The organism is Nonomuraea sp. NPDC049607 (assembly GCF_040675375.1).
Classification (GTDB): Bacteria; Actinomycetota; Actinomycetes; order Streptosporangiales; family Streptosporangiaceae; genus Nonomuraea.
Genome location: NZ_JBFAOV010000027.1, coordinates 26203 through 52246 on the forward strand (window position 1 = coordinate 26203; position 26044 = coordinate 52246).

The following is a 26044-nucleotide window of genomic DNA, read 5'->3' on the forward strand; positions in this document are numbered from 1 at the left end:
TAAGGTAGGGGCATGCGGGCTAATGAGGAGGCGGCGGCGGCGCTGCAGGAATACGCGGAGCTGTTCGCGCTGAGCGGCGGCGACGCCTTCCGGGTGCGGAGCTACCAGAAGGCGGCCAAGGCGATCGCCGGGTTCCCCGAGGACATCTCGGAGGTCGACGTGCGCGGCGTCCCCGGCGTCGGGGAGGCCATCGCCAAGAAGATGGAGGAGTTCCTCCAGCGCGGCAGCTTCCGGCAGCTCGACGACCTGCGGGGCCGGGTGCCCGAGGGCGTGCGGCGGCTGACCCGGGTGCCCACGCTCGGCCCCAAGACGGCCATCATGCTCTTCGAGGACTACGGCATCGACTCCACGGTGGCGCTGGGCGAGGCCATCACCTCCGGCCGGCTCGACGACGTCAAGGGCCTGGGCCCCAAGACGCTGGCCAACCTGCTCAAGGGCATCGAGCAGCTTGAGCAGGCGGGCCGGCGGGTGCACATCGGCGTCGCCATGGCGCTGGCCGAGCAGGTCATCGGCTCGCTCAAGGCCGAGCGCATCGCGTACGCGGGGTCGCTGCGGCGGATGAAGGACACGATCGGCGACATCGACATCCTGGCGGTGGCGCCCGAGTCGATCATGGCCGACTTCCGCGCGCAGCCCTACGTGGCCGACGTCATCGCCGCCGGCGACAAGAAGACCTCGATCCGCACGACCTCCGGCGTCCAGGTCGACCTGCGCCTGATCCCGGCCGGGTCGTGGGGCGCGGCGATGCAGTACTTCACCGGCTCCAAGGAGCACAACGTGACCATCAGGGAGATGGCGGTGAAGAAGGGCTGGAAGCTGTCCGAGTACGGGCTGTTCGAGGGCGAGCGGGTGATCGCCGCGGAGTCCGAGGAGGACATCTACGAGGCGCTCGGCATGCAGTTCGTGCCGCCGCCGATGCGCGAGGACGGCGGCGAGGTCAAGGCGGCGCTGTGCGGCGAGCTGCCCGTGCTGGTGGAGCTGGCCGACCTCAAGGGCGACCTGCACACCCACACCGACCTCACCGACGGCATCGCCTCGCTGGAGGACATGGTGGCCGCCGGGGCCGCGCGCGGCTACTCCTACTACGCGGTCACCGACCACGCGCCCGACCTGGCCATGCAGCGCATGACGCTGGACAAGGCGCTGGAGCAGCGCGGGCGGGTGGCCGAGCTGCAGAAGAAGTATCCGCACATGCGCATCCTGCACGGGTCGGAGCTCAACATCGCGCCCGACGGCTCGGTCGACTGGCCCGGCGAGGTCCTGCGCGAGTTCGACGTGTGCGTGGCGTCGGTCCACTCGCACTTCGGCATGTCGCGGGAGGAGATGACCCGCCGCTTCATCGCCGCCTGCGAGAACCCGTACGTCGACATCATCGGCCATCCCACCACCCGGAAGATCGGCAAGCGGCCGCCGGTCGAGGCCGACTGGGACGCCGTCTTCCGGGCGGCCGCCCGTACGGGCACCGCGATGGAGATCGACTCCTATCCCGACCGGTCCGACCTGCCGGCCGACCTGGTGCGGCTGGCCAAGCACCACGGGGTGAAGTTCTCCGTCGACAGCGACTCGCACGCGATCCCGCACCTGGCCCACCAGCGGTTCGGGGTCGGCATCGCGCAGCGGGCCTGGCTGACCGGCGACGACGTCATCAACACCTGGCCGCTCGACCGGCTTCTCGCCTTCCTCGGGCGCTAGTCCCGGCCCCGTCCCGCGTCGGAGGGCGGGTCGGGTGCGGCCCGCACCCAGCGCGGGCCGCACCCGAGCCTGGAGGCGGGGGTCCGCCGCGGGCGGTCGCGGCCTTCGTCCTGGAACGAGCGTCCACCCAGATTTCTGCTCTCAAATTCGGACTTAACACCACAAATTAGAACATTTGCCGCATTCTTGCCGCGCCGCGCGCAGATCATCCCGCTTCGCTAGCTTGGACGGCGATGAAGGACAACCATCCCCCGGCCCGGCCCACCGAACGGGCATCCGGGACGAAGAGCAGGCGGCGCTGGTGGCGCATTCTCGTCGCCGTACTGGCCTCGTTGCTGCTGGCCGCCGTCGGCGGGGTCGCGCTGGCCTACCCCTCGCTCGCCGCCACCACCTGCCCCGGCTGCTACGGCCTGACCGAGCTGCACCCGGGCGTCTACACCGAGGACGGCCTGACCCCCGCCCAGCGCACCCGCGTCGGCGAGGTGGCCGAGCAGGCCGCCCGCCGGGTCACCGGCTTCTACGGCACCCGCCTCAGCTCCCCCGGCCTGCTCGTCTGCCTGACCGACACCTGCTACCGGCGCATCGGCGGCGGCCAGGAGCGCGGCGTCGCGGTGCTCAACCGGTCGGTCATGCTCTCGCCGCGCGGCCTCGACCCGGTGATCGCCTCGCACGAGCTGTCCCATGTCGAGCTGCACGCCAGGCTCGCCTCCTCCGCCACCGTCCCGCAGTGGTTCGACGAGGGGCTGGCGGTGGTGGTCTCGGGCGACCCGCGCTACCTGGCCCCGGAGTCCGCGCCGGACCGCTGCCTGGTGGCGCCGGCCGGGCCGCTGCCGGTGACGCTGGAGGAGTGGCTGCGGACCGCGAGCGCGGACCCCGCCACGTACGCCAGGTCGGCCTGCCAGGTGAGCCGCTGGCTGCGGGAGAACGACGGCCGCACCGGTCTGCTCGGCCTGGTGGCCCGGCTCAACACCGGCGAGCCCTTCTCCACCCTCGTCCGGACGCCCTGACGAACCACCCCGAAAGGCACGGTTGCCGCACCCACGCCGTTGGGTAGGTCTCGTCAGGGCTGGAACGGTCCCAGATCCGGGACAGGATTCGGCAAGCACTCGCACGCGGAGACAGCGCGAGGAGATTAAATGGTTTCCAGGTAGGAAATACGTCTTGCGAGAGGTGGCTCCCATGAGGCAAGTCGCGGCGACGATCGTCAAACCGCTCCCCGACCACCTGTTCCTGGTCCACGACGGGAACGCGGAGATGCGATGGGAGGCGATGTCCGGGGTCGGCTACCACACGCCGAACGACCGCTTCTTCGTCAGGAACCACACCTCCACGCCGCTGATCGACGCCGCCGCCTGGCAGCTCCACCTGCACGGCGCCGGGCTGCGCGCGCCGCGCGCCTTCACCTACGACGAGCTGCTGTCGATGCCCTCGCGCACCCATGACGTCGCCATCGAGTGCGCCGGCAACGGCCGCGCGTTCTACGGCACCCAGCAGGGCGACCCCGCGCCCGGCGCCCAGTGGGGGCTGGGCGCGGTCGGCGTGGCGAGGTGGCGGGGCGTGCCGCTGCGCCACCTGCTCGCCGAGGCCGGGCTGCGTCCCGAGGCCGTGGACGTGCTCCCCACCGGCCTCGACGCGCCCTTCGAGCACCACGGCCACGTCCGCCGTCCGCTGCCCGTGGCCAAGGCCGTGGGCGACGTGCTGGTGGCGTACGAGATGAACGGCCGGCCGCTGCCTCCCGACCACGGGTTCCCGGCGCGGCTGGTGGTGCCGGGGTGGGTGGGCATCGCCTCCATCAAGTGGCTGGGGGACATCGAAGTCTCCACGAGCAAGCTGTTCACGCCGTGGAACACGGTCTTCTACCGGGACGTGGCGGCGCAGCCCGTGAAGAGCGCCTTCGAGCTGCCCTGGGACGCCCGGCTGCCGATCCGCGGCCCGCACGCCTGGCGTGGCCGTCCGGGGCCGCACGTGCTGCGCGGCCGGTCGTGGTCCGGGCGCGGCCGGATCGTCAAGGTCGAGGTCAGCTTCGACGGCGGCCGGACCTGGCACCTGGCCGAGCACCACGGTCCGCACCTGGTCGGGGCGTGGTTGCCGTGGCACGTCCAGTGGGCGCCGAAGCACCTCGGGCCCGCCGTGCTGATGGCCAGGGCCACCGACGAGACCGGCGCCACCCAGCCCCTGCGCACGCCCAAGCACCCCTTCGGCTACTCCTTCGACGCGGTCGTGCGTCATCCCGTGCAGGTGGTCAACGGATAGGTAAGTGTCACGAACGCGGCTGAGCTGGCCCTTCACGAAAAGGTGGTCCGGAGGTGTGCATTTCATCTGAAAGACTCTCGCGGAAACGTTACGGAAATGACACCGTGCGAGGCTTTCGCACACGACGAAGAAGGGAGAGCAGATGCGCCAGCTGACCCCGTTGGACGCCCAGTTCCTCCATGTCGAGTCCGAGACCACCGCGGCGCACGTCGCCGGGCTGGCGGTCCTCGACCCGGCCGGCGGCGCGGTGGACCGGGACGCGCTGGCCCAGCTGCTGCTGGACCGCGTCCACCTCTCCCCCGCGCTCAGCCTGCGCCTGGTCGAGGTGCCGTTCGGGCTCGACCGTCCCTACTGGTGCGCCGATCCGGCCTTCGACCTGGGCAACCACCTGTTCGAGACGACGCTGCCCGCGCCCGGTGACGACGCCGCGCTGGCCGAGGCGGTGGCCGCGATCCACGAGCGCAGGCTCGACCGGTCGCGTCCGCTGTGGGAGATGCACCTGATCAAGGGCCTGGCGGGCGGCCGGGTCGCGGTCTACACGAAGGTGCACCACGCCGCCATCGACGGTGTGTCGGGCGCGGAGACCCTGGCGACCCTGCTCGACCTGACCCCGGAGGGGACCCGGGAACGACGGCCGCGTCCGGCGGCGCCGCGGCAGGACGCGCCGGGCCTGATGGAGATGCTGGCCGGCGCCGCCGTGCGATCGGTCACCCATCCGGTGCGGGCAGCCCGCTCGGCGGTCAGGGCCGCGGGCGACCTCGACGCGATCCCGCTGGTCGGCGCGCTGCCCGGCGCGAAGGCGATCGCCAGGGCCGCCCGGCTGGTGGCCGGCGACCAGAAGGAGCGGCCCGAGCTGCCGGGCCTGACCGCGCCGCGCACGCCGTTCAACGGGCCGATCAGCGCGCGGCGGGAGCTGTCGTTCGGGTCGGTGCCGCTGAAGGAGGTCAAGAAGGTCGCCAAGGCCAACGGCATCAGCGTCAACGACGTGGTGATGGCGCTGTGCGCCTCGGCGCTGCGCTCGTGGCTGGACGAGCGGGACGCGCTGCCGGAGGAGCCGCTGGTGGTGGCCGTGCCCGTGGCAGTGCGCACGGGCGGCGCCAAGGACGTGGTCGGGAACCAGATCGCGGCCATGGTGGCGCCGATGCCGACGAACGTCCCCGACGCCGGGGAGCGGCTGCGGGCGGTCGGCGAGACCATGAACAGGGCCAAGCGGCGCTTCGCGCTCGCGCCGCCGAGCTGGCTCGGCGAGCTGTGCTCGCTGCTGCCCGCGCCGGTCACCAGCCTGGCCACCCCGGCGATCTTCCGGCTGGCCGGCTCGGCGTTCCCGCCGATCAACCTGATCATCAGCAACGTGCCGGGCCCGCAGTTCCCGCTCTACATGTGCGGCGGCCGGGTGCTGGCCTACTACCCGCTGTCGGTGCTGACCGACCTGTCCGGCGGCGTGAACATCACCTGCTTCTCCTACGACGGCATGCTCGACTTCGGCATCGTGGCCTGCCCCGAGCGGGCGGACGACGTGTGGGGCCTGCTCGGCCACCTGCGTGACGCCCTCGACGAGCTGCTAGCCGAGTGCGTGGGCGATGAGTTCGGCGACGGCGTCGGGGTCGATCTGGTGACCGGTTAGCTGGCAGAGGTTCTCCTGGTAGAGCAGCACGGCGGCGAACGTCGCCGCGGCCACCTCCAGCCGCGCCGCGTCGCCGCGCGTGCCGGGCAGCGCGAGCTCCAGCGCGAACCTGGCCCTGCTGATCAGCTCGCCGTTGAGCCTGCCGAGCCGCTCCTTGACCGAGCCGTGCGTGTCGGCCTCGCGGAACAGGATGCGCCGCATCGCCGGTGAGGCCCGCAGCGGCAGCCCGCGCGCCAGCCGGGCGAGCGTGCCGGCCGGGTCGCCGGGCACGGCGTCGACCTCGCGGCCCTCCTCGACCATGGTGCGCTCGTCGACCAGGGCGACGAGTACGTCGATCTTCCGCGGGAAGTAGTGGAAGATCAGGCCCTTGGGGACTCTCGCGAGCCTGGCTATCACCGCGGTCGGAGTGGCCTCGTAGCCGCCGCCCGCGAACAGTTCCTCGGCCGCGTCCAGGATGCGCGTGCGCGCGTCACCGATCGACACAGCTCGCACCCTAACGCCACCTGCGACTTCGTCGCCATCCCGCCGGGGCGAGAGCCTGCTGCCCTTGGGCCGTCATGTAGCATATGAGACGTAAATGTCTCATATTCGACGGAGTTGTCTCATGGTGGTGAGCCGGGAGCAGATCATGACCGCGGCGATCCAGCACCTCAACGAACATCCGGCCGCCTCGATGGCCCAGCTCGCCGAGGCGGTGGGGATCAGCAGGGCCACGCTCCACCGGCAGTTCAGCAGCCGCGAGGAGCTGATGACGGCGCTCGGCCACCGCGCGCACGACCGGTGGCACGACCTCCAGGTGCGCGCGGACGTCAGGTCCGCCGCCGCCTCCGACGACCCCCACCTGATCCGGCAGGCCCTGGAGGCCCTGCTGGAGGGCTGGATCGACGTGGCCGACGACTACGGCTTCGGCCTGACCGACTACGCGATGGCCGTGCACCCGGAGCTGCTGCGCCGCGCGGACGAGCTGGAGGAGCACGAGATCGCGCTCTTCGCCGCCGCCCAGCGGGCCGGCCTGCTGCGCGCCGACCTGCCCGCCCGCTGGATCAGCAACACGGTCTACGGCCTGCTCGTGGCCGTCCGGGAGAGCCTGCGCCGCGGCGACGTCGCCCGCAGGGACGTGCCCAGGCTGCTGCGCGAGACGTTCCTGGCCGGCGCGGGCGCCGGGGGGTGGGCGTGATGACGGCCACCGGCGTCCCGGCGCGCAGGCGGTGGGCGGGCCTGGCCGTGTTGTCGGCCAGCGTGCTGCTCGTGGTCATGGACATGACCGTGCTCAACGTCGCCCTGCCCGCGATCACCGAGGACCTGCGGCCGACCTCGGTCGAGCTGCTGTGGATGGTGGACGCGTACTCGCTGGTGCTGGCCGGCCTGCTGGTCACGGCGAGCGCGCTGGGCGACCGGTGGGGGCGCAAGCGCATGCTGCTGGCCGGGTTCGCCGTGTTCGGGCTGGCCTCGACGGCGGTCCTGGCGGCCGACTCGGCCGCCGAGGTGATCGCCGTACGGGCGCTGCTCGGCGTGGGCGGCGCGATGATCATGCCGTCCACGCTGTCCATGATCCGGAACCTGTTCACCGACCCGGGCGAGCGGGCCAGGGCGCTCGGCGTCTGGTCGGCGATGGCGGCGATGGGCGCGGCGCTCGGCCCGATCCTGGGCGGGTTCCTGCTGGAGCACTTCGCCTGGCAGTCGGCGTTCCTGGTGAACGTGCCCGTCATGGCGGTGGCCGTGGTCGCCGGGCTGCTCCTGCTGCCGGAGACGCGCAACCCCCGGCCGGGCCGGTGGGACGCGCTGGGCACCGTCCTGTCGATGGCGGGCATGGCCGCGCTGCTGTACGCGGTCAAGACGTTCGGCAAGGACGGCCTGACCTCGCCCGCCGCCCTGGCCGCCACCGCGGTCGCGGCGGTCGCGCTGGGCTGGTTCGTGGTGCGGTGCCTGCACAGGCCCGATCCGCTGCTGGAGATCAGGCTGTTCCGCAGCGGGCCGTTCTCGGCGGGCGTGGTGACGGCGCTGACCACGTCGATCGCGATGGCCGCCGTGCTGCTGCTGCTCGCGCAGTGGATGCAGCTCGTCCAGGGGTACGCGCCGCTGGAGACGGGCGTGCGACTGCTGCCCGCCGCGCTGGCCGCGCTGATCGCCTCGCCGCTCGCGCCGGTCCTGGCCGAGCGCGTCGGCGCCCGCCCGGTGCTGACGGGCGGGCTCGCGGTGACGGGGCTGGGGTTCCTGCTGCTGGCCCTGGCGCCGCACCCGCTGGGCTACTGGCCGGTCGCCGTCGCGCTGGCGCTGATCGGCGCGGGCAACGGCGCGCTGGCCATCGCCTCCGCGGTGATCATGGCCGGTTCGCCGCCGGAGAAGTCGGGCAGCGCGGCGGCCATCGAGGAGACCAGCTACGAGGTGGGCGCCGCGCTCGGCGTGGCCGTGCTGGGCAGCGTGGCCGCCGTGGTCTACCGGGACGCGCTGAACTACGGCGGCCCGGCCGCGGGCGCGGCGCGCGAGTCGCTGGGCGGCGCGCTCGACGTGGCCGCCGAGCTGGGGGCTCAGGGGGCGCGGCTGGTGGAGACGGCCAGGACGGCCTTCACCGACTCGCTGGCCCTGACCTCCGGGGCGGGGGCGGCGCTGATGCTGATCGGCGCGCTGGTGGTCTGGCTGCTCACCCCGCGCGCCCTCGACCTGGCCTCCGTGGAGCACTGACGTCAGGTCCGCGACCAGGCACGGACGTGACCGGGGCGCCGTCCGTGCCTCTTCGCCGGGGGCGCGGATAATGGCCGCATGAGATCAATAGGCACGACGGACCTGTCCGTTTTCCCGATATCGCTCGGCACCAACGTCTTCGGCTGGACCGCGGACAAGGAGACCTCGTTCGCGATACTCGACGCCTATGTCGAGGGCGGGGGCAACTTCATCGACACGGCCGACGTCTACCCCCACTGGGTGACCGGCGAGTCCACGTCCGAGCTGATCATCGGCGAGTGGATGGCCGACCGCGGCAACCGCGACTCCGTGGTCGTGTCCACCAAGGTCGGCATGCTGGAGGGGCTCGAAGGGCTGGCCCCGGCCACGATCCGGACGGCCGTCGAGGACTCGCTGCGCCGCCTGCGCACCGACTACATCGACCTGTACTGGGCGCACGTGGACGACCACGACACACCTCTGGTGGAGTCGCTGGCCGCCTTCGACGCGCTGGTCAGGGAGGGCAAGGTGCGTCAGGTCGGCGCGTCGAACTACGGGCCGGAGCGGCTGGCCGAGGCCCTCCGGATCTCCCGGGACGAGGGGCTGGCCTCGTACGTGGCGTTGCAGCAGCCGTACAACCTGGTCGACCGGGGGTATGAGGGCGAGCTGCGGGACGTGGTGGCGGCGGCCGGTCTGTCGAGCACGCCGTACTTCGGGCTGGCCCGCGGGTTCCTGACCGGCAAGTACCAGCCCGGCGTCACCGTCGACAGCCCGCGGGCCGGGAAGGCGGCCGAGTACCTCGACACCGAGCACGGGCGCAGGGCGCTCGAAGGGCTGCTGAAGGTGGCGGCCGAGCGCGGCGCGGAGCCCGCCTCGGTGGCGCTGGCCTGGCTGGCCGCCCAGCCCACGGTCACCGCGCCGATCGCCAGCGCGCGCGACCCGCGCCAGCTCAAGCCGCTGCTGGCGGCGGCCGAGCTGGAGCTGAGCGAGGAGGAGCTGACCCTCCTCGACGAGGCCTCCCGCCCCTGACCCTCTCCGCCGGCCCGCCTGACGACCCGCGCCGGGCGTCGCCGAACCCCTCCGGGAGCCGCGGCCGCGCGGGTCGTGGGCGTCAGTGGGTGCGGTTGGTCACCGAGGCGCACAGGGCACGCAGGGCGGCGGCGCCGGGCAGGTGCTCGTCCATGACGGCCAGCGCCGCCGACAGGTGGCGGTCGGCGACCTCCTCGGCCAGGGCCCGGCCGCCCGCCTCCTCGACCAGGCGGGCGGCCCGCCGCGCGCTCTCCTCGTCCCCGGCGCCCTTCGCCAGCACCTCGGACAGCTCCTCGGCGGCCGGCCCGCCGACGGCGAGCGCCGCGAGCACGGGCAACGTCTTCTTGTCGCGCCGCAGGTCGCTGTGCACGGGCTTGCCGGTGACCCGCGGGTCCCCCCAGATGCCGAGCACGTCGTCGGCGATCTGGAAGGCGATCCCGAGGTCCAGTCCCATCCCCCACATGCGGCCGGAGAGCGCGGGCGCCCCGCCGAGCGCCGTCCCCGCCGCCGCGGCCGCGGCCAGCAGGCTGCCCGTCTTGCCCGCGGCCATCCGCGTGTACTCCTCGACGGTGACCTCCTCGGGCCCCGTCCACGGGCGGGTCTCGAACGTCATGTCGGCCGTCTGCCCCTGCACCAGCTCCGTCAGGGCCGCCGACAGGTGGCGCATCGCCTCGGCGTGGCCGCTCAGGCGGCTGACGGCCAGCGCCAGCAGCGAGTCGCCGGCCAGCACCGCCGGGCCCACGCCGTACGCCTTCCACAGCGCGTCCCGGTGCCTGCGTTGCTCGTCGCGGTCGATGATGTCGTCGTGCACGAGGGAGAAGGCGTGCACGAGCTCGACCGCGACCGCGCCGGGCAGCGCCTGCTCGGCGGTGCCGCCGACGGCCTCGGCGCTGAGCATGGCGATGGCGGGCCGGAGGATCTTGCCGCCGCCACCAGCACCGCCACCACCGCCGCGGACGTGGCCCTCGGCGTCGGGCCAGCCGAGGGCGAAGGCGGCCATGCGCGCGCCCCAGGGATGCAGCTCGGAGACGGCCTCGCGGAGCGCGGGTTCGAGCAGGGCGCGGCAGCGCGCGATCACGTCGTCGTCGCGTCGTGGCGTCGTCCGGCCGGGATGCATCGCCGCTCTACCCCCAAGTACGATCTTGAATCTACACGGAAGACCGCAGCATCCAGCGACGAAGCGCCAGGTCGGATGAGGGACAGGCCGTCAGCGCAGTGTACGGCCCAGGCCGCGCGCCCCCACGACGCGGCCCGCATGATCCCACAAGAAGCGTAACTGTACCATCACGCCCCAACCTTGATCACGGGCGGATGATCATGCCATAATCACGCAAAAAGTAACATATGGCGATATAGCCACTCTTGCCTTCAGCGTCATCCTCAGGATCGGGGTTCCCCCCAATGCCGCACGCCCCCGCGAGTAGCCCCAAGACCCTTCCCCTTTATCGAGTGGTGCCGCGTCTGGTCAAGGATCCTGTCAGTGAACTCGCGAAAATGGGGACGGAGGCGGACGGGCGGATCGTCCGGCTCGACCTCGGCCCGTTCCGCCCGTACCTGATCTCGCACCCCGACCACGTGCAGCAGATCCTCAAGACCGACGCGGCGAACTTCGTCCGCGAGGGCACCCTCTGGCAGGCCGTACGCCGGGTGACCGGCCACGGCATCCTCAGCGAGGGCGACACGTGGTCGACCACCAGGAAGATCCTCCAGCCGCTGTTCACCGTGAAGCACACGGCCTCGCTGGCCGAGGACATGACCGAGCTCATCGACGACTACCTGCGCGCCTTCGACGGCCACGCCCGTACGGGCCGCCCGGTGGACGCCGGGCGTGAGATGACCACGATCATCAACCAGGCCGTCGCCCAGGTCCTGTTCGGCGGACGGATCTCGCGGGAGACGGCCGCGGTGCTGGCGCCCGAGTTCGCCACGTGTGCCACGTCCATCGCCTTCCGGCTGCTGCTGCCGTTCGTGCCGGACTCCGTGCCGCTGCCCGGCGACCGCGCGTTCATGGCCGCCAAGAAGAAGATCGACGAGATCGTCTACCCGCTGATCGAGCAGGCGGTCGCCGAGACCTCGCACGGCAAGGACACCGACGTGCTGGCCGCCCTGGTCAGGGGCAGACGCGGGCCGGACGGCGAGGTCGACGTCCACCAGGTCCGGCACGACCTGGTGAGCGTCTACGGCACGGCCACCGAGACCACGGCGATGTCGCTCACCTGGCTCTGGGGCCTGCTGCACGAGCACCCCGAGGTGGACGCCCGGCTGCGCGCGGAGATCGCCCGCCTCGACGTCGACGGCCCGGTACGCCCGGCCCAGGTCGCCGAGCTGCCCTATCTCCGCATGGTCCTGCAGGAGCTGCTGCGCATCTACCCGACGGCGTGGATCGTGCCCCGCCAGACACTGGCCGACACGGAGGTCGGTGGCGTCCGGATCAAGGCGGGGACACACGTGCTGATCAGTCCGTTCAGCACCCATCGGCTGCCGGAGTTCTGGGACCGGCCGCTGGAGTTCGACCCGGACCGCTGGGCCGACGGAAAGGGCGAGCGGCGTCACCGTTACGCCTTCATCCCGTTCGGCGCCGGCCCGCACATCTGCCTCGGCCAGCACCTGTTCTACGTCGAGGCGCCGCTCGTCGTCGCCAACCTGCTGAGCCGGTACCGGCCGGAGCTGACCAACCCCCAGCCGTTGACGGCCCTGCCCGGCGCCTCGACCCGGCCGAAGGAGAAGCTGATGCTGAGGCTGCACCCGATCGAGCGGACCGCACGCGCGTGAGCCGGACGAGCACCGCCGCCGGCACGGCGGCGGACATCAGCGCGCGCGCGGACGACCTGGTCTCCAGCCTCATGCTCCGGCCGTGGGGGCAGGTCTCGCCGTCGGTCTACGAGACCGGGCGGCTGGTCTCGCTCGCTCCCTGGCTGATCGGGCACCGCGAGCGCCTCGACCACCTCACCGCCGTCCAGCACGCGGACGGCTCCTGGGGCGCTCCCGACGGTTACGGGCTCGTGCCGACGCTGAGCGCGACCGAGGCGCTGCTGACCGCGGCGCGCCGGGGCGACCCGGGCGTGGACCTCGACGCGGCGGCCCCGGCGGCGGGACGCGGACTCCGCGCGCTCTCCGCCATGTTGTCCGCGCCGCTCAGCCTGCCCGACATGCCGGCCATCGAGCACATCGTCCCCTCGCTCGTGTCGCTCATCAACGGGCACGGCGGGCACCCGCCGCTGCCGCTGCCCACGGGCATGGGCTACGGGACCCTGGACACGATCAGGTCCTGGGTCGCCGCCGGGCAGGACATCCCGGACAAGCTGCTGCACGCCCTGGAGATCGCGGGCCCGGACGCCCGCGGCGCGTTGGGGGCGCGGCCGTCGGTCATCGGCACCGTCGGCGCCTCGCCCGCCGCGGCCGCCGCCTGGCTCGGCGGCCGGGTCGCGGGCCCGGTCCTCGACCACCTGGAGGCGGTCGTGCGCATCCACGGCGGCCCGGTCCCGGTCGGGCTGCCGATCACCGTGTTCGAGCGCGGCTGGGTGCTGAGCTGGCTGGCCCGCGCCGGGGTGCCCGTCGAGGTGCCGCCGGAGATGATCGCGGACCTGCGGGCGGCGATCGGGCCCCAGGGCACCCCGGCGGGCCCGGGGCTGCCGGCCGACGCCGACACCACCTCCGTCGCGCTGTACGCGCTGGCGCTGCTGGGCTCGCCGTACGAGCCGGACTGCCTGTGGCACTTCCACAACGGCTCCCACTTCACCACCTGGCCCGGCGAGCAGGGCGTGTCGATCAGCGTCAACGCGCACGTGCTCGACGCCTTCGGCCAGTACGCCGCCCGCCGGCCGGACGCCGCGCCGCGCTACGGCGAGGTGATCACCGGCCTGTCCGCCTGGCTGCGCGAGCGGCAGGACCCCGGCGGGTTCTGGGCCGACAGGTGGCACGCCTCGCCGTACTACGCGACCGTGAGCTGCGCGCTCGCGCTGGCCGACTTCGGCGGCCCGGCCTCGGACGAGGCCGTGGCGGCGGCCGCCCGCTGGGTGCTGGACACGCAGCGGGCGGACGGCTCGTGGGGCCGCTGGACGGGCACCCGAGAGGAGACGTCGTACGCGATGCAGACCCTGCTGCTGACCCCGGGACGGGCCGAACCCCGGCGCGAGGCGGCCGTGGAACGGGGGCTGGAGTACCTGACCCGCGCGGCGGACGAGCGGCACGTCCCCCTCTGGCATGACAAGGACCTGTACGTGCCGGTCGCGGTGGTCAGGTCGGCCGAGCTCGCCGCCGCCCACCTCGCGCGTCCCTCCTAGCCGCCGTGTGCTCCGACGTCCCCGGCCAGCTCGCGAACCGTGTAGGCGTGCGTGTCCCTGGCCAGGTACCACGCGCCGTTGAAGGCCACGCTCCTGCGCTGCCCCTCGGCGATCGCGGCCAGTTCGGGGGGCAGCGCGGCGAGCGCGTTCAGGAAGCGCCCGTTGAGCTCGGCGATGTGGGCGGCGACCCGGTCGACCGCGGCCCGCGTGTCCGTGCCCGCCCGCTCCAGGATGAGGACGGAGTTCGGCTTGCCCTCGCTGCGTTCCCGCTCGAACGTCCTGATGTCGTTGGCCAGCCGCATGCAGGCCGCGCCGAGATGGGTGGCGGACACGACGGCCCGCCAGTGCCGGTCGTGCGCCGGGCGGGGACCGCGCACCCCGAGACCGGCCACCCACCACGTCCTGTACAGGATCGTCTGGGTGCCGTTGTCCACGTAGGTGTCGTAGTCGGGCCAGGGTTCCCCGCCTTCGGACCACGCCCGCTCGCGGGCCATGGCCGCGCCCGCGAGGTCGAGCTGCTCGGCCAGGGCGGGCGCGTACACCGCCACCTCCGGGTCGGCGCCGAACCGCGTCCACCAGTCGCGCCAGGCGCGCAGGGCCTCGCCCACCGGCCCCTCGTCGCCGGGGTCGGTTCCCTGTCCGCGCAGGGCCGAGGAGAGGCGGCCGAAGATCGCCAGGACGTCGTCCGGGGACCAGGAGCCGGCGATGTTGTCGGCTATGTCGTCCAGACCGAAAAGGATCGCGGTGAGTGTGCCGAGTTCGGCTACTTCGTCACGCGCTGCGTCCGGAAACGTGGCCGCGGCGGACAGGCAACTGAAGGCCAGCCTGCTCGCCGAGCTGTCGCCCTCGGCGAACAACGTGGAGTACGGCCGCAGGAATCCGGCCGCCACCGGGACGGCGTCCAACGCGGTTGCGAGTACCGCGGCCCGGTCGGGTTCGGGCACGCCGGCGAGCTGGTCAGACTGCTTGAGCAGGGTATTTCTGATGCTGAAGTAAGCAGGGGGAGACGAGTCGGGCATTAATAAAGGCTACCCATTTTGCCCATTTTTGACTACTGGTGTCAAAAATGGGATATAAGTACAGATAGTGCCTAGTGTTGCTTGAGAGACGCTTTGGAACTGCGCTAAGGTTTCGTGATCGACAGCGTCGATATGCCATGACCTGTCCGGATGATGAGCACGCGAAATGACTTTCACAGGGTGGGTATAAATGGGCTTCCGCAATACGAGCCTGCGGACCAAAGTCACAGCTCTACTGCTCTCCCTCACGGCACTGTGGGCGTTCGCTGCCTGGGTCACCCTTCGTGAGGGTGTCAACCTGCTCTGGGTCTCTCAAGTCGACTCCAGCGTAGTGGGCCCCAGCGAGCCCTTGCTCATCGAGCTCCAGAGGGAGCGCCGGATCTCCGTCGTGAAACTCAGCGACGCCACCGGCGGCCCCCGCCGTGACCTGGACAACCAGCGCGAGAAGACCGACGGCCTGCTCGCCGCGTTCCAGGAGGCGGCGACCGGCGGCCTGGTGAGCTGGGCCATCGACGACGAGGGCGCCGGTCGCCTGAACGACGTGCTCAAGGCCCTCGGCACGCTCAAGGAGACCCGCAAGGCCATCGACGCCGGCCGCCTGGACAAACTGGAGGCCACGGCCGCCTACAGCGATCTGATCGACTCCGTCTTCACCCTCTACGGCTCGCTGGCGACCGTCGACGACAAGACCGTCGCCAAGGACATCCGCACGCTCCTGGCCCTGAACAGGTCCCGCGAGGTGCTGGCGCGCGAGGACGCCCTGCTGGCCGGCGCGCTCGTCCAGGGGCGGATCTCGGCCGAGGAGCAGGCGCAGTTCACCCAGACCGTCGGCGCCTGGCACGTCCTCGCCGAGCAGGCCGGCGACGAGCTGCCCGACTCCGAGCAGGCGGCCTTCGACAAGCTGCTGAAGGGCGAGTCGCTGAGCAGGCTCCAGACCATGGAGAACCTGATCTCCGGGCAGGGCCCGCAGGCCGGGGCGCTGCCGTTCGGCGCGGCGCAGTGGAAGACCGCGGCCGACCGCGCGCTGGCCGACTTCAGCGCCCTGGTGCTGGCCGCCGGCGACCGCCTGGTGGACCGGGTCGTGCCCGTCGCGGCCGGCGTCATCGTCCGGCTGGTGCTGGCCGCCGGTCTCGGGCTGGTGGCCGTCGTCGCCTCGATCATCCTGTCCATCACCACCGCCCGCGCCCTGTTCGCCCAGCTCCAGAAGCTGCGCGACGCCGCGCACGAGCTGTCCGACGAGCGCCTGCCCGGCATCGTCGAGCGCATCGGCCACGGCGAGGAGGTGGACGTCGCCAAGGAGGCGCCCGCGCTGGAGTTCGGCGACGACGAGATCGGCCAGGTGGGCCAGGCGTTCAACACCATGCAGCACACGGCCATCACCGTCGCGGCCGAGCAGGCCGAGCTGCGCCGCAGCATCCGCGACATCCTGCTCAGCCTGGCCCGCCGCACCCAGGGCCTGGTGCACCGGCAGCTCACCGTCCTGGACGTGATGGAGCGCCGGGAGACCGACCCGGAGGAGCTGAAGGAGCTCTTCCGCCTCGACCACCTGGCCATCCGGATGCGGCGCAACGCCGAGAACCTGATCGTCCTGTCCGGTTCGTCGCCCGCCCGTACGTGGCGGCGGGCCGTCCCCATGGTGGACGTGGTGCGCGGCGCGCTGGCCGAGGTCGAGGACTACACCCGGGTCACGCTCATGCCGATGGGCGAGGTCGTGCTCGTCGGCCGGGCCGTCGGCGACGTCATCCACCTGCTGGCCGAGCTGATCGAGAACGCCGTGTCGTTCTCGCCGCCGTACACGAACGTGCAGGTCAGCGGGCAGCTCGTGGCCAACGGGTACGTCATCGAGATCGAGGACCGCGGGCTCGGCATGAAGCCCGAGGACCTCGACGCCGCCAACGAGCGCATCGCCGACCCGCCCGAGTTCCGCATCTCCGGCACCGCCCGGCTGGGCCTCTACGTGGTCAGCCAGCTCGCCCGGCGGCACGACATCCAGGTCGTGCTGAAGTCCTCCCCGTACGGGGGGACCACGGTCGTGGTGCTGCTGCCGCAGGAGCTGGTCGAGCTCGACCCGGCGCCGCGGCACCCGGAGGGCGACGACCGGCCGAGCCTGCCCCGCCGTACGAGCACCGGGACCACGCTGGCGACGGTCGCGCGGCCCGCCGAGAACGTCCGCACCCTGACCCCGCCGCGTCCCGCCCCCGCCCCCATCGCCTTCCCCACCCAGATCCATGCAGTGGCAGATCCCTTCCCAGCACCAGTACCAGCACCCTCGCCTTCACCTGAACCAGAACCGCCCGCGGAACCGGAGCAGCAGCCTGTGGCCGAGTTCACGCCGTCCGGCCTGCCCTTCCGAGTCCCCCAGGCCAACCTGGCGCCAGCGCTGCGTGACGACACGCCGACGCAGCCCGATTTCGAGGAGGACGATGACGAGCGCTCGCCCGAGGAGATCCGCGCCATGATGGGATCCCTGCAGTCAGGCACCCGTCTTGGCCGCACCGAGGCGGCCAGGCTGATGGAAGAGCAGCCGGGGGGCGAGGCATGACCGCCGCGGCCCGGCTCCCGACGGGAGGCCCGACATGACGCCCACCGCGGGCACCGACCTCAACTGGCTGCTCGACGACCTGATCGGCCGGATCAAGGAGGCCGAGCACGCCATCGTGCTGTCCTCCGACGGCCTGCTCATGGCCTCGTCCGCCGGTCTGCAACGCACCGACGGCGAGCACCTGTCGGCCGTCGCCTCCGGCCTGCAGAGCCTGGCCAAGGGCGTCGCGGACCACATCTCCGCCGGTCCGGTGCGGCAGACGGTCGTGGAGTGGAAGTCGCAGTTCCTGATCGTGACCACCGCCGGCGAGCGCGCCTGCCTGGCCGTGCTCTGCGCCCAGAACGCCGACATCGGGCTGGTGGCGTACGAGATGGCGATGCTGGTGGCGCGGGTCGGCCAGTACCTGACCTCCGGCGCGCGCAACGCCGAGGCCGTGGCCAGGAGCGACCGGTGAGCACCACGGAGGAGTCCACGGACGAGCACTGGATAGATCCGGAGATCATCCGGCCCTACGTCGTCACGCGCGGGCGGACCCAGCCCGCGCACGGCAAGTTCGACCTCATCTCCATGGCGCTGGCGGTGGGTCCGCCGCCGGGCCCCGACGCCGGGCTGGACCCCGAGCACCTGCGCATCCTCCAGCTCTGCCGCGAACCCAAGTCGGTCGCCGAGATAGCCGCGCACCTGAACCTCCCGGCCGGCACGATCCGCGTGCTGCTAGGCGACCTGTTCGACCGTGAACTCGTCTCTGCCCAGGAACCGCAATCCGAGGTGGACATGCATGACATGAAGATGTACAGGGCGGTGCTCGATGGTCTTCGCTCGCTCTGAGCGCCCGCGCCTCCCGACGGCGATCAAGATCCTGATCGCCGGAGGATTCGGCGCGGGCAAGACGACGATGGTCGGCGCCGTGTCCGAGACCAGGCCGTTGCGCACCGAGGAGGTGCTGACCGACCGAAGCGTGGGCGTCGACGACCTCACCTCCGTGGAGGCCAAGCGCACCACCACGGTGGCCATGGACTTCGGACGCATCACCCTGGGCACCGACTACGTCCTGTACCTGTTCGGCACCCCCGGGCAGGAACGCTTCTGGTTCGTGTGGGACGAGCTGGCCGAGGGCTCCCTGGGGGCCGTCATCCTGGCCGACACCCGCCGCCTGGCCGACTGCTTCCCCTCGGTCGACTACTTCGAGCGGCGCGGGACGCCGTTCGTGGTGGCGGTGAACTGCTTCGAGGGGGCGCCGACGTTCGAGCTGGACGAGGTGCGGCTGGCGCTGCAGCTCAACCCGTCGATCCCGATCGTGATGTGCGACGCGCGGAAGCGGGACTCCAGCCGGGAGGTGCTGATCACCCTGGTCAAGCACTCGGCGCGGCTGCGCGCGGAGCCCGTCGGGAGCTGAGCCGCCCAGATCCCGAGCCGACCGGTGGCCGCGCCGGTCGGCTCACCTGGCGGGCCTGGGACGATGGGCCCATGAGAGCCTCCTGGCGCAACACGACGCACGACTGGACGGGCACGGTCGACGTCGAGCATCTCGCCCACGTCCGCGCCCGTCCCGGCGTGTTCGCCCCCGGCGGCGTCCGGCACCTGGTGCTGGAGGTCCTCGCGTACGCGGCCGACGAGGCGGAGTCCCGTGGCGGCGGGCGCTGCGTCGTCGTCCTGCGCCCGGACGGGTCCGTCGAGGTCGCCGACGACGGCCGGGGCACCGACACCCGCCTCGACGAGCACGGACGTCCGGTGCGCAAGCCGGTCATGGCGACGAAGGACCTGCGCTTCTTCGACCACCCCGAGGCCCCGGCGCTGCCCGACGGCCGCCCGCGCCGGGGCATGTCCGTCGTCGCGGCGCTCAGCGCGTGGCTGGTCCACACCAACCGCCGCCTCGACGGCTCCTGGAGCGGCCGCTACGAGCACGGCGTGCCGGTGACCGGCCTCGAACCCGTCGCCGACGACGGCACGACCGGGACCGTCGTCCGGTTCCTCCCACAGGAGGGCCTGCCTCCGCTCGGCGCGCTGACCGCCGCCGACCTGGCCTGGCCCCACCTGGCCGTCGAGGTGGACGACCGGCGGGGCTGAGGCCCGGGTCAGGGGATCTGCAGGGCGAGCAGGGCGACGTCGTCGCGGGCGCCGTGCTCGGTCATCACCCGCAGGGCGCGGTCGCAGACCGACTCGGCGTCACCGGGTCCGGCGGCCAGGGCGGCGCGCAGGTCGTCCAGCCGCCGGGTCAGCGGCTCGTCGCGGGTCTCGACCAGGCCGTCGGTGTACAGCAGCAGGGTCGAGCCCTTGGGCAGGACGAACGTCTGCCCGCCGTAGGCGAACCCGGGGTCCACGCCGAGCGCCTGGCCGTGGTGCGCCTCCAGCAGGCGTACCGCCCCCGTGGACGGCACCAGCATCGGCGGGACGTGACCGGCGTTCGCGATCTCCAGGCGGCGCTCGGCCGGGTCGTAGACGGCGAAGAGCATGGTGGTGAAGTAGCGGAGGCCGCCCTGGGTGACGAACACGTTGAGGCGTTCGAGCAGGCGGGCGGGGCGCACGCCTTCGAGTGCATAGGCGTGGACGGCGGCGCGCAACCTGCCCATGAGCGCGGCGGCCTCCACGCCCTTGCCGACCACGTCGCCGATCACCAGGGCCACGCGGCCGCCGGGCATGGCGATGACGTCGTACCAGTCGCCGCCGACGAGCCGTCCTGAGGTGCCGGGCTCGTAGCGGGCGGCCAGGCGCAGGCCGTCGAGGTCGGGCAGCCGGGCCGGGAGCAGCGAGCGCTGGAGGCTGAGGGCGGTGCGGTGCTCGCGGGCGTAGGCGGCGGCGTTGTCGAAGGCGAGGGCGGCGCGGTCGGCCAGCGCGGTCAGGAAGGCGCGGGCCTGCGGGTCGGCGGTCGCGGCGGCGGGCTGGGCGAGGGTGACCACGCCGACGCTCCCACGCCGTCCCCGCAGGGGTAACGCGAGCAGCCCGGCGGGGTCGGGCGGGGGTGGACCGTGCAGCAGGGCGCGGGCCGGGCCGGATGCGGGCGGGGTGCGGAGGAGGGTGCGGGCGGGGGCGGGGAGGTCGGGGGTGGTGCGGACGGCCTGGCGGCGCGGGGGCGGTGGCGGGCCGCCGGGAGCGTCCGCGTCGTCCGGGACGAGCCAGACCGCGCAGCCGGCCGCGTACTCGGGCACCAGGTGCTCGCACAGCACGCCGGCGATCTCGTCCGGGTCGAGGCTGGCGTGCAGGCGTTCGCCCAGCTCGGCCAGGGCCCGGATGCGCCGGGTCGCCTCGACGCGCCGACGCAGGGCACGCAGGTGGGTGCCCACCCTGGCGACCAGCTCGGCGGCCGTGAACGGCTTGATCAGGTAGTCGTCCGCGCCCGACTCCAGGCCCTCGACGGTGGCCTCCTGGCCGGCCCGCGCGGAGACCATGATCACGGGGATGGTGCGGGTGCGTTCGTCCGCGCGCAGGGCGCGCAGCAGGCCGTACCCGTCGAGGCCGGGCATCATGACGTCGGTGAGCACCAGCTCGGGCGGCGCCTGCGCGACGGCCCGCAGGGCGGCCTCGCCGTCGGCGACGGCGGCGACCCGCCAGTGCGGGGACAGCAGGCGGACGAGATGCGCCCGCATGTCGGCGTTGTCGTCGACGACCAGCACCTCGGGCGCCCGTTCCGCGGCGGCGGGGTCGTTCGGGACCCAGCCGAGCGCCTCCTGCACGAAGGCGGCCGCGTGGGCCCCGCTCCCGGCGGCCGTCCCGGACGCCTGCCCGTCGGGTGCGAACGGCAGCAGGACCGTGAACGTGCTCCCCTCCCCCAGCACGCTCTCCACCTCGATGACGCCTCCGTGCCGCTCCACCAGCTCCCGCGTCAGCGCCAGCCCGATGCCGCTGCCCTCGCCGCTCCTGGCCCGCGTGCCGGCGACGCGGCGGAACCGTTCGAACAGCCGGGGCAGCTCGGCGGCCGGGATTCCGACGCCGGTGTCGCCGACGGTGACCCTGGCCCGGTCGCCCGCCACGTCCACGCGGACCCTGATCTCCCCGCGCAGGGTGAACTTGAACGCGTTGGACAGCAGGTTGAGCACGACCTTCTCCCACAGGTCGGGATCGACGAGGACCGGCCTGGGCAGCGGCGGGCAGTCCACGACGAGGCTCAGCCCGCCGCGCTCGACCGCCGCCTGGAACAGGCTGGCCACCTCGGCGGTGAGCGCGCCGAGATCCACCGGCCGGGGCTCGGCGGGCAGCGCGCCCTCCTCGCCCCTGGAGAACTCCAGCAGCGTGTTGACCAGCTTGAGCAGCCGCAGCGCGTTGGCGTGCACGGTACGGACCCGCTCCCGGTCGGCCTCGCGCAGCACCGAGCCGAGCAGGTCCTCGGCCGGGCCGAGCATGAGCGTGAGCGGCGTGCGGAACTCGTGGCTGAGGTTGGCGAAGAACATGGTCTTGGCCCGGTCCAGCTCGGCCAGTTGCTCGGCGCGGCGGTGCTCGGCCTCGAACGCGGTGGCGTTGGCCAGGGCCGCCGAGATGTGGTTGGCGGCCAGGCCCAGGAAGGTGTGGCAGTCGGCGTCGAGCGGGCGGGCGCTGTTGACGCCGGCCACCAGGAACCCGGCCGGGTGATCGGCTCCCGCCTGCTCCAGCGGCAGGACCAGGGCGGTGTCCGGCGGGTCGAACCCTGGCCTGGCCAGCCGGGCGAGCGCCTGGTCGGGCGGGCAGGACGTCACGACGCGGCCCTTCTCGGCGGCCTCGCGCAGCGGCCAGCAGGTGCTCTCCCCCTCGTCCGGGAGGAGGGTGGCCGGGCTCAGCGCGCCGCCGGGTTCCAGGCCCGCGGCGGCGGCCAGGCGGGCGGTGCGGCCGTCGGCGTCCAGCAGGTAGAGCAGCGCGAACGGCACGTCGTCGCGGTGCCGGGCGAAGACGGCGGCCGCCTGCGCGCAGGCCTCGGCGGCGGAGGTGGCGGTCATGGTCCGCTCGCCGAGGTCGCTCAGCACGGCCAGCCTGCGTTCGCCCACCACCCGGCCGGTGGTCTCGGTGACGGCGCAGAACACCCCGCCCACGCCGCCGGACTCGTCGCGGATCGGGCTGAAGGAGAAGGTGAAGCAGCACTCCTCGGCGTACCCGCTGCGCCGCAGCACGAGGTGCAGGTCGTCGGAGTACGTCGCCTGTCCCCGGTCGAGCACCTGGTGGAGCATCGGGCCGACGACGTCCCAGATCTCCCGCCAGCACTCGTCGGCGGGCTGGCCGAGCGAGCCGGGATGCTTGCCGCCGAGGATCGGGACGTAGGCGTCGTTGTAGAGCTGCGCCAGCTTGGGGCCCCAGAAGATGATCATTGGGAAGCGGGAGGACAGGCAGATGCCGACCGGGCCGGTCAAGCTCTGCGGCCAGCTCTCCGGCGGGCCCAGCGGGGTGCGCTCCCAGGGATGGCTGCGCATGAGCGCCCCCATGGCCCCGCCCGCGCCGAGCACGGCGTCCATGGCGGACCGGTCCTCGCACAGCCGGTCGGGTGGCTGGTCGGACGCGCCGCCGGAGGGCTTGCCTGAAGGCCGAATGGCGTCCATCTCAACCTCCATACGCTCGGAGGCGTCCAGATTATGCTTGTTCGTTCGCCGCGCGCCTCCCCCTGCCGTACGCACGTGAACGGGGCCCGGCCGGTGACAGGCCGGGCCCCGTTCACGCGGGGGGTGGGTCAGTGCTCGGTGGCCTTCTCGGCGCCCACGCCGGTCAGCGAGCGCACCTCGATCTCGGCGTACTTGGCGGCGTTGTACTCCTTGCTGAGGATCGTCCCCAGCCAGCCGAACAGGAAGCCGAGCGGGATCGAGACGATGCCCGGGTTGCTCAGCGGGAACCAGTGGAAGTCCACGCCGTGGATCAGCGCGGTCACCGCGCCGCCCGCGGGCGGCGGCGGGGCCGAGACCACCGGCGAGAAGATCACCAGGATCAGCGCCGAGCCGAGGCCGCCGTAGATGGCCGCGACCGCGCCCGCCGTGTTGAACCGCTTCCAGAACAGGCTGTAGAGGATCGCCGGCAGGTTGCCCGAGGCCGCGATGGCGAAGGCCAGGGCGACCAGGAACGCCACGTTCTGGCCCTGGGCCAGGATGCCGAGGCCGATCGCGATGGCGCCGATGACCAGGGCCGAGACGCGGGCCACGACGACCTCCTGCCGCTCGCTGGCGCCGCCGCGCTTGAAGACGTGCGCGTACAGGTCGTGGGCGAAGCTGGAGGAGGAGGCCAGGGTCAGGCCCGCGACGACGGCCAGGATCGTGGCGAAGGCGACGGCGCCGATGAGCGCGAGCAGGATCGTGCCGCCGACGTCGCCGAACATCTGCGCGCCGATCCGTTCGGCGAGCAGCGGGGCGGCGGTGTTGGCCGCCTTGTCGGCCTTGAGGATGTCGGTCTTGCCGACGATCGCCGCCGCGCCGAAGCCGAGCACCAGCGTCAGCAGGTAGAACACGCCGATGATGCCGATGCCCCACAGGACGGACTTGCGGGCGTCCTTGGCGGTCGGGACGGTGTAGAAGCGGATGAGGATGTGCGGCAGGCCAGCCGTGCCGAGCACCAGCGCGAGGCCGAGGCTGATCAGGTCGATCTTGCCCGCCAGGCCCTGGGCTTCGGTGCCGTACTTCAGGCCCGGGATGAGGAAGTTGCCCGGGTTGGCCTTCGGGCCGCTGGTGGCGGCGGCCTCGCCGAGCAGGGACGAGAGGTTGAAGCCGTACTTGCCCAGCACCATCAGCGTCACCAGCGCGGCGCCGGTCATCAGCAGCACGGCCTTGACGATCTGGACCCAGGTCGTGCCCTTCATGCCGCCGAAGACCACGTAGACGATCATCAGGGCGCCCACGCCGATGATCGTCCAGACCTTGCCGGCCTCGCTGGTGATGCCGAGCAGCAGGCCGACCAGCGCGCCCGCGCCGACCATCTGGGCCAGCAGGTAGAAGATGCTGACCACGATCGTGGACACGCCCGCCGCCGTGCGCACCGGACGCGGGCTCATCCGGAAGGCCAGCACGTCGGCCATGGTGAACTTGCCGGAGTTCCGCATCAACTCGGCCACCAGCAGCAGCGCCACCAGCCAGGCGACCAGGAAGCCGATGGAGTAGAGGAACCCGTCGTAGCCGGAGACGGCGATGATGCCGGCGATGCCGAGGAAGGAGGCGGCCGACATGTAGTCGCCGCCGATCGCCAGGCCGTTCTGGACGCCGCTGAAGGACCGGCCGCCGGCGTAGTAGTCGGCGGCCGTCTTGGTCTGGCGGCTGGCCCAGAACGTGATGGCCAGGGTGCCGGCGACGAAGGTGAGGAAGAGGATCATCCCCAGCGTCGTAGAGCTCACTGCGTCTTCTCCTCGACCTCGTGGCGGAGCTTGTCGGCGATCGGGTCGAGCTTCCTCTCGGCGTGCCGCGCGTACGCCCACGCGATGAGGAACGTCGAGACGAACTGCAACAACCCGAAGACCAGCCCGACGTTGATGTCGCCGAGCAACTTGATGCCCATGAAGTCACGGGCCCAGCCGGACAGCACCACGTACAGCAGGTACCACAGCAGGAAGGCCACCGTCATGGGGAAGGTCCAGCGGCGGAAACGCCGTTTCAACTCCTGGAACTCAGTGCTCTCCTGTACCTGTTCATAGACAGACGCGTCATGTTCTCTGGTCGTCACGAGACCTCCACTGTGATGCGGATCACGCCCAACGTAAGAGCGCAACCTACCCGTCGTGGAGAGCCGCGGGGGCGCTGTTCGGCGAGCCGCTCGCGTACCGCGATTAGTTGGGGATGGCCTGCGGTGAAAGGTCTGTTCAGCGCGATGAGCGGTCGGGTATTCCGTTCACCCCGATATCGGGCCCGCGTTGCCGGGCAGGGCGCCCAGGGCCTGGGCCAGGTCCTCGATCAGGGTCTGGGCGGGCTCCAGGCCGATCGACAGGCGGGCCAGGCCGACGGGGATGCCCATGGTGGCCCGTACGCTCTCCTCGATGGTGAGGGCGGGCGCGTTGACCAGGCTCTCGAAGCCACCCCAGGAAACACCAATCCTGAAATGTCGCAATTTATCGAGGAAAAGTGCGGCCTGTTGGCGATCGTCGGTGGCGAGTTCGATGCTGAACAGGCTGGAGAAGCCGGACATCTGGCGCGACGCGATCGCGTGGCCGGGATGGGAGGGCAGCCCCGGATGGTTCACCGCGCGTACGGCCGGATGCCCCTCCAGGAACGCCGCCACCGCGAGCCCCCGCTCCTGGTGGGCGGCCATCCGGACGGGCAGCGTGCGCAGCCCCTTGATCACCTTGGCCGCGTCGTGCGGCGACATGGCCGCGCCGTAGAGCTGGTACTCCGTCAGCGCCAGCGGCCGGATCAGCCGGGACGGCCCGACCACCACGCCGCCGACCAGGTCGCTGTGCCCGCCGACGTACTTCGACAGCGAGTGCACGACCAGGTCCACGCCGAGCGTCAGCGGCTTCTGGAACAGGGGTGTGGACCAGGTGTTGTCCATGACGGTGACGAGCCCGCGCCCGCGCGCCCAGTCGGCCACCCCCGCGATGTCCACGATCTCGTACGCCATGTAGGAGGGCGACTCGAAGTAGAGTAGGCGCGTGCTCGCCCTGATAGCGCTGTCACATCCCGCGAGGTCGTCGACGTGCGTATGCGTGACACCGAACTTCTCCAGGTAGCGCAGGAACTGCGTGGTCGGCCCGTACACCGCGCCGAGCACCAGCACATGGTCACCGGCGGAGACCAGCGAGGAGATCGTCGCCGAGATGGCGCCCATCCCCGAGCCGAAGCACTTGGCCCGCTCGCCGCGTTCCAGCGCGGCCAGCTTGCGCTGCGCCACGTCGACGGTCGGGTTGGTGCCGCGGCCGTAGACGTACCGCTCGTCCTCGTCGCGGATCGCGGCTCCCAGTTCGGCCGCCGTGGCGAAGGTGAACAACGAGTTCTCGAACACCGGCGGGTTCACCGCGCCCAGCGTCCACGGCTCGTCCTCGCCCATCCGGCCGCAGATCCATTCATCCTCCATGGGG

Annotated in this window: 21 protein-coding genes; 14 read left to right on the top strand and 7 right to left on the bottom strand. The window is 72.2% G+C overall.

Going from position 1 to position 26044, the window contains the following annotated elements:
• The first annotated feature begins 12 nt into the window (after nucleotides 1-12).
• The 4 genes from polX to AB0J97_RS37220 all read left to right on the top strand — a co-directional run bounded on the left by polX (nucleotide 13) and on the right by AB0J97_RS37220 (nucleotide 5569).
• Nucleotides 13-1692, top strand: a complete 1680-nt coding sequence (polX, locus tag AB0J97_RS37205; RefSeq protein ID WP_364097792.1) for a DNA polymerase/3'-5' exonuclease PolX — start codon at nucleotides 13-15, stop codon at nucleotides 1690-1692.
• A gap of 233 nt (nucleotides 1693-1925) precedes the next feature.
• Nucleotides 1926-2699 (top strand): hypothetical protein, encoded by a 774-nt coding sequence (locus AB0J97_RS37210; RefSeq protein ID WP_364097795.1) that lies wholly within the window; start codon nucleotides 1926-1928, stop codon nucleotides 2697-2699.
• A gap of 172 nt (nucleotides 2700-2871) precedes the next feature.
• A complete protein-coding gene (locus AB0J97_RS37215) occupies nucleotides 2872-3945 on the top strand; it encodes a sulfite oxidase (protein WP_364097798.1) in 1074 nt (357 codons plus the stop codon).
• Nucleotides 3946-4087: 142 nt separating this feature from the next.
• Complete coding sequence (locus tag AB0J97_RS37220; RefSeq protein WP_364097801.1) at nucleotides 4088-5569, top strand: wax ester/triacylglycerol synthase family O-acyltransferase; 1482 nt, start codon at nucleotides 4088-4090, stop codon at nucleotides 5567-5569.
• On the opposite strand, the gene AB0J97_RS37225 is transcribed toward AB0J97_RS37220, so the two are convergent.
• Complete coding sequence (locus AB0J97_RS37225) at nucleotides 5507-6052, bottom strand: helix-turn-helix domain-containing protein (protein WP_364097803.1); 546 nt, start codon at nucleotides 6050-6052, stop codon at nucleotides 5507-5509. The genes AB0J97_RS37220 and AB0J97_RS37225 overlap by 63 nt on opposite strands.
• Before the next feature lie 121 nt (nucleotides 6053-6173).
• Here AB0J97_RS37225 and AB0J97_RS37230 point away from each other — a divergent pair, with 121 nt between their 5' ends.
• The 3 genes from AB0J97_RS37230 to AB0J97_RS37240 all read left to right on the top strand — a co-directional run bounded on the left by AB0J97_RS37230 (nucleotide 6174) and on the right by AB0J97_RS37240 (nucleotide 9259).
• Nucleotides 6174-6746 (top strand): TetR/AcrR family transcriptional regulator, encoded by a 573-nt coding sequence (locus tag AB0J97_RS37230; RefSeq protein WP_364097806.1) that lies wholly within the window; start codon nucleotides 6174-6176, stop codon nucleotides 6744-6746.
• On the top strand, nucleotides 6746-8251 hold the full coding sequence (locus AB0J97_RS37235; RefSeq protein ID WP_364097809.1) for an MFS transporter: 1506 nt from the start codon (nucleotides 6746-6748) through the stop codon (nucleotides 8249-8251). Before AB0J97_RS37230 ends, AB0J97_RS37235 begins: the two co-directional genes overlap by 1 nt.
• A gap of 78 nt (nucleotides 8252-8329) precedes the next feature.
• Nucleotides 8330-9259, top strand: coding sequence for an aldo/keto reductase (locus AB0J97_RS37240; protein WP_357701045.1), 930 nt, complete (start codon nucleotides 8330-8332; stop codon nucleotides 9257-9259).
• Nucleotides 9260-9341: 82 nt separating this feature from the next.
• On the opposite strand, the gene AB0J97_RS37245 is transcribed toward AB0J97_RS37240, so the two are convergent.
• A complete protein-coding gene (locus AB0J97_RS37245; protein ID WP_364097812.1) occupies nucleotides 9342-10376 on the bottom strand; it encodes a polyprenyl synthetase family protein in 1035 nt (344 codons plus the stop codon).
• A gap of 284 nt (nucleotides 10377-10660) precedes the next feature.
• Between AB0J97_RS37245 and AB0J97_RS37250 the strand changes: the two genes are divergently transcribed.
• The gene (locus tag AB0J97_RS37250; protein ID WP_364097815.1) at nucleotides 10661-12031 is read left to right on the top strand and encodes a cytochrome P450; all 1371 of its coding nucleotides are present in this window, start codon (nucleotides 10661-10663) and stop codon (nucleotides 12029-12031) included.
• Nucleotides 12028-13542: a prenyltransferase/squalene oxidase repeat-containing protein gene (locus tag AB0J97_RS37255; RefSeq protein ID WP_364097818.1), complete on the top strand. Its 1515-nt coding sequence runs from the start codon at nucleotides 12028-12030 to the stop codon at nucleotides 13540-13542. The genes AB0J97_RS37250 and AB0J97_RS37255 overlap by 4 nt, the downstream gene beginning before the upstream one ends.
• On the opposite strand, the gene AB0J97_RS37260 is transcribed toward AB0J97_RS37255, so the two are convergent.
• On the bottom strand, nucleotides 13539-14561 hold the full coding sequence (locus AB0J97_RS37260) for a terpene synthase family protein (RefSeq protein ID WP_364097821.1): 1023 nt from the start codon (nucleotides 14559-14561) through the stop codon (nucleotides 13539-13541). The genes AB0J97_RS37255 and AB0J97_RS37260 overlap by 4 nt on opposite strands.
• 190 nt (nucleotides 14562-14751) lie before the next feature.
• Here AB0J97_RS37260 and AB0J97_RS37265 point away from each other — a divergent pair, with 190 nt between their 5' ends.
• From AB0J97_RS37265 to AB0J97_RS37285, 5 genes are all read left to right on the top strand, one after another.
• Nucleotides 14752-17103, top strand: coding sequence for a nitrate- and nitrite sensing domain-containing protein (locus AB0J97_RS37265; RefSeq protein ID WP_364097824.1), 2352 nt, complete (start codon nucleotides 14752-14754; stop codon nucleotides 17101-17103).
• 34 nt (nucleotides 17104-17137) lie between these two features.
• Nucleotides 17138-17557: a roadblock/LC7 domain-containing protein gene (locus AB0J97_RS37270; RefSeq protein WP_357701054.1), complete on the top strand. Its 420-nt coding sequence runs from the start codon at nucleotides 17138-17140 to the stop codon at nucleotides 17555-17557.
• Nucleotides 17554-17931: a DUF742 domain-containing protein gene (locus AB0J97_RS37275; protein WP_352356948.1), complete on the top strand. Its 378-nt coding sequence runs from the start codon at nucleotides 17554-17556 to the stop codon at nucleotides 17929-17931. The genes AB0J97_RS37270 and AB0J97_RS37275 overlap by 4 nt, the downstream gene beginning before the upstream one ends.
• Nucleotides 17912-18499 carry an ATP/GTP-binding protein gene (locus tag AB0J97_RS37280; protein ID WP_357701056.1) on the top strand — a complete coding sequence of 196 codons (588 nt, stop codon included), beginning with the start codon at nucleotides 17912-17914 and terminating at the stop codon, nucleotides 18497-18499. Before AB0J97_RS37275 ends, AB0J97_RS37280 begins: the two co-directional genes overlap by 20 nt.
• Before the next feature lie 71 nt (nucleotides 18500-18570).
• Entirely contained in the window at nucleotides 18571-19170 is a 600-nt protein-coding gene (locus tag AB0J97_RS37285; RefSeq protein ID WP_364097829.1) for a hypothetical protein, read from the top strand.
• Between the two features lie 8 nt (nucleotides 19171-19178).
• On the opposite strand, the gene AB0J97_RS37290 is transcribed toward AB0J97_RS37285, so the two are convergent.
• The 4 genes from AB0J97_RS37290 to AB0J97_RS37305 form a co-directional block, all read right to left on the bottom strand.
• Nucleotides 19179-22601 (bottom strand): SpoIIE family protein phosphatase, encoded by a 3423-nt coding sequence (locus tag AB0J97_RS37290; protein WP_364097832.1) that lies wholly within the window; start codon nucleotides 22599-22601, stop codon nucleotides 19179-19181.
• A gap of 128 nt (nucleotides 22602-22729) precedes the next feature.
• Entirely contained in the window at nucleotides 22730-24349 is a 1620-nt protein-coding gene (locus AB0J97_RS37295; protein ID WP_357701343.1) for a cation acetate symporter, read from the bottom strand.
• A 17-nt stretch (nucleotides 24350-24366) separates the two neighbouring features.
• Complete coding sequence (locus AB0J97_RS37300; RefSeq protein WP_357701062.1) at nucleotides 24367-24696, bottom strand: DUF485 domain-containing protein; 330 nt, start codon at nucleotides 24694-24696, stop codon at nucleotides 24367-24369.
• A 165-nt stretch (nucleotides 24697-24861) separates the two neighbouring features.
• Nucleotides 24862-26040, bottom strand: coding sequence for a PLP-dependent aspartate aminotransferase family protein (locus tag AB0J97_RS37305; RefSeq protein WP_364097836.1), 1179 nt, complete (start codon nucleotides 26038-26040; stop codon nucleotides 24862-24864).
• Nucleotides 26041-26044 lie beyond the last annotated feature (4 nt).

Excerpts from the sequence above, each read along its gene's own strand:
- polX (WP_364097792.1), top strand. The coding sequence starts at position 13 with ATGCGGGCTAATGAGGAGGCGGCGGCGGCGCTGCAGGAATACGCGGAG.
- AB0J97_RS37210 (WP_364097795.1), top strand. The coding sequence starts at position 1,926 with ATGAAGGACAACCATCCCCCGGCCCGGCCCACCGAACGGGCATCCGGG.
- AB0J97_RS37215 (WP_364097798.1), top strand. The coding sequence starts at position 2,872 with ATGAGGCAAGTCGCGGCGACGATCGTCAAACCGCTCCCCGACCACCTG.
- AB0J97_RS37220 (WP_364097801.1), top strand. The coding sequence starts at position 4,088 with ATGCGCCAGCTGACCCCGTTGGACGCCCAGTTCCTCCATGTCGAGTCC.
- AB0J97_RS37230 (WP_364097806.1), top strand. The coding sequence starts at position 6,174 with ATGGTGGTGAGCCGGGAGCAGATCATGACCGCGGCGATCCAGCACCTC.
- AB0J97_RS37235 (WP_364097809.1), top strand. The coding sequence starts at position 6,746 with ATGACGGCCACCGGCGTCCCGGCGCGCAGGCGGTGGGCGGGCCTGGCC.
- AB0J97_RS37240 (WP_357701045.1), top strand. The coding sequence starts at position 8,330 with ATGAGATCAATAGGCACGACGGACCTGTCCGTTTTCCCGATATCGCTC.
- AB0J97_RS37245 (WP_364097812.1), bottom strand. The coding sequence starts at position 10,376 with ATGCATCCCGGCCGGACGACGCCACGACGCGACGACGACGTGATCGCG.
- AB0J97_RS37250 (WP_364097815.1), top strand. The coding sequence starts at position 10,661 with ATGCCGCACGCCCCCGCGAGTAGCCCCAAGACCCTTCCCCTTTATCGA.
- AB0J97_RS37260 (WP_364097821.1), bottom strand. The coding sequence starts at position 14,561 with ATGCCCGACTCGTCTCCCCCTGCTTACTTCAGCATCAGAAATACCCTG.
- AB0J97_RS37265 (WP_364097824.1), top strand. The coding sequence starts at position 14,752 with ATGGGCTTCCGCAATACGAGCCTGCGGACCAAAGTCACAGCTCTACTG.
- AB0J97_RS37270 (WP_357701054.1), top strand. The coding sequence starts at position 17,138 with ATGACGCCCACCGCGGGCACCGACCTCAACTGGCTGCTCGACGACCTG.
- AB0J97_RS37280 (WP_357701056.1), top strand. The coding sequence starts at position 17,912 with ATGGTCTTCGCTCGCTCTGAGCGCCCGCGCCTCCCGACGGCGATCAAG.
- AB0J97_RS37285 (WP_364097829.1), top strand. The coding sequence starts at position 18,571 with ATGAGAGCCTCCTGGCGCAACACGACGCACGACTGGACGGGCACGGTC.
- AB0J97_RS37290 (WP_364097832.1), bottom strand. The coding sequence starts at position 22,601 with ATGGACGCCATTCGGCCTTCAGGCAAGCCCTCCGGCGGCGCGTCCGAC.
- AB0J97_RS37295 (WP_357701343.1), bottom strand. The coding sequence starts at position 24,349 with ATGATCCTCTTCCTCACCTTCGTCGCCGGCACCCTGGCCATCACGTTC.
- AB0J97_RS37305 (WP_364097836.1), bottom strand. The coding sequence starts at position 26,040 with ATGGAGGATGAATGGATCTGCGGCCGGATGGGCGAGGACGAGCCGTGG.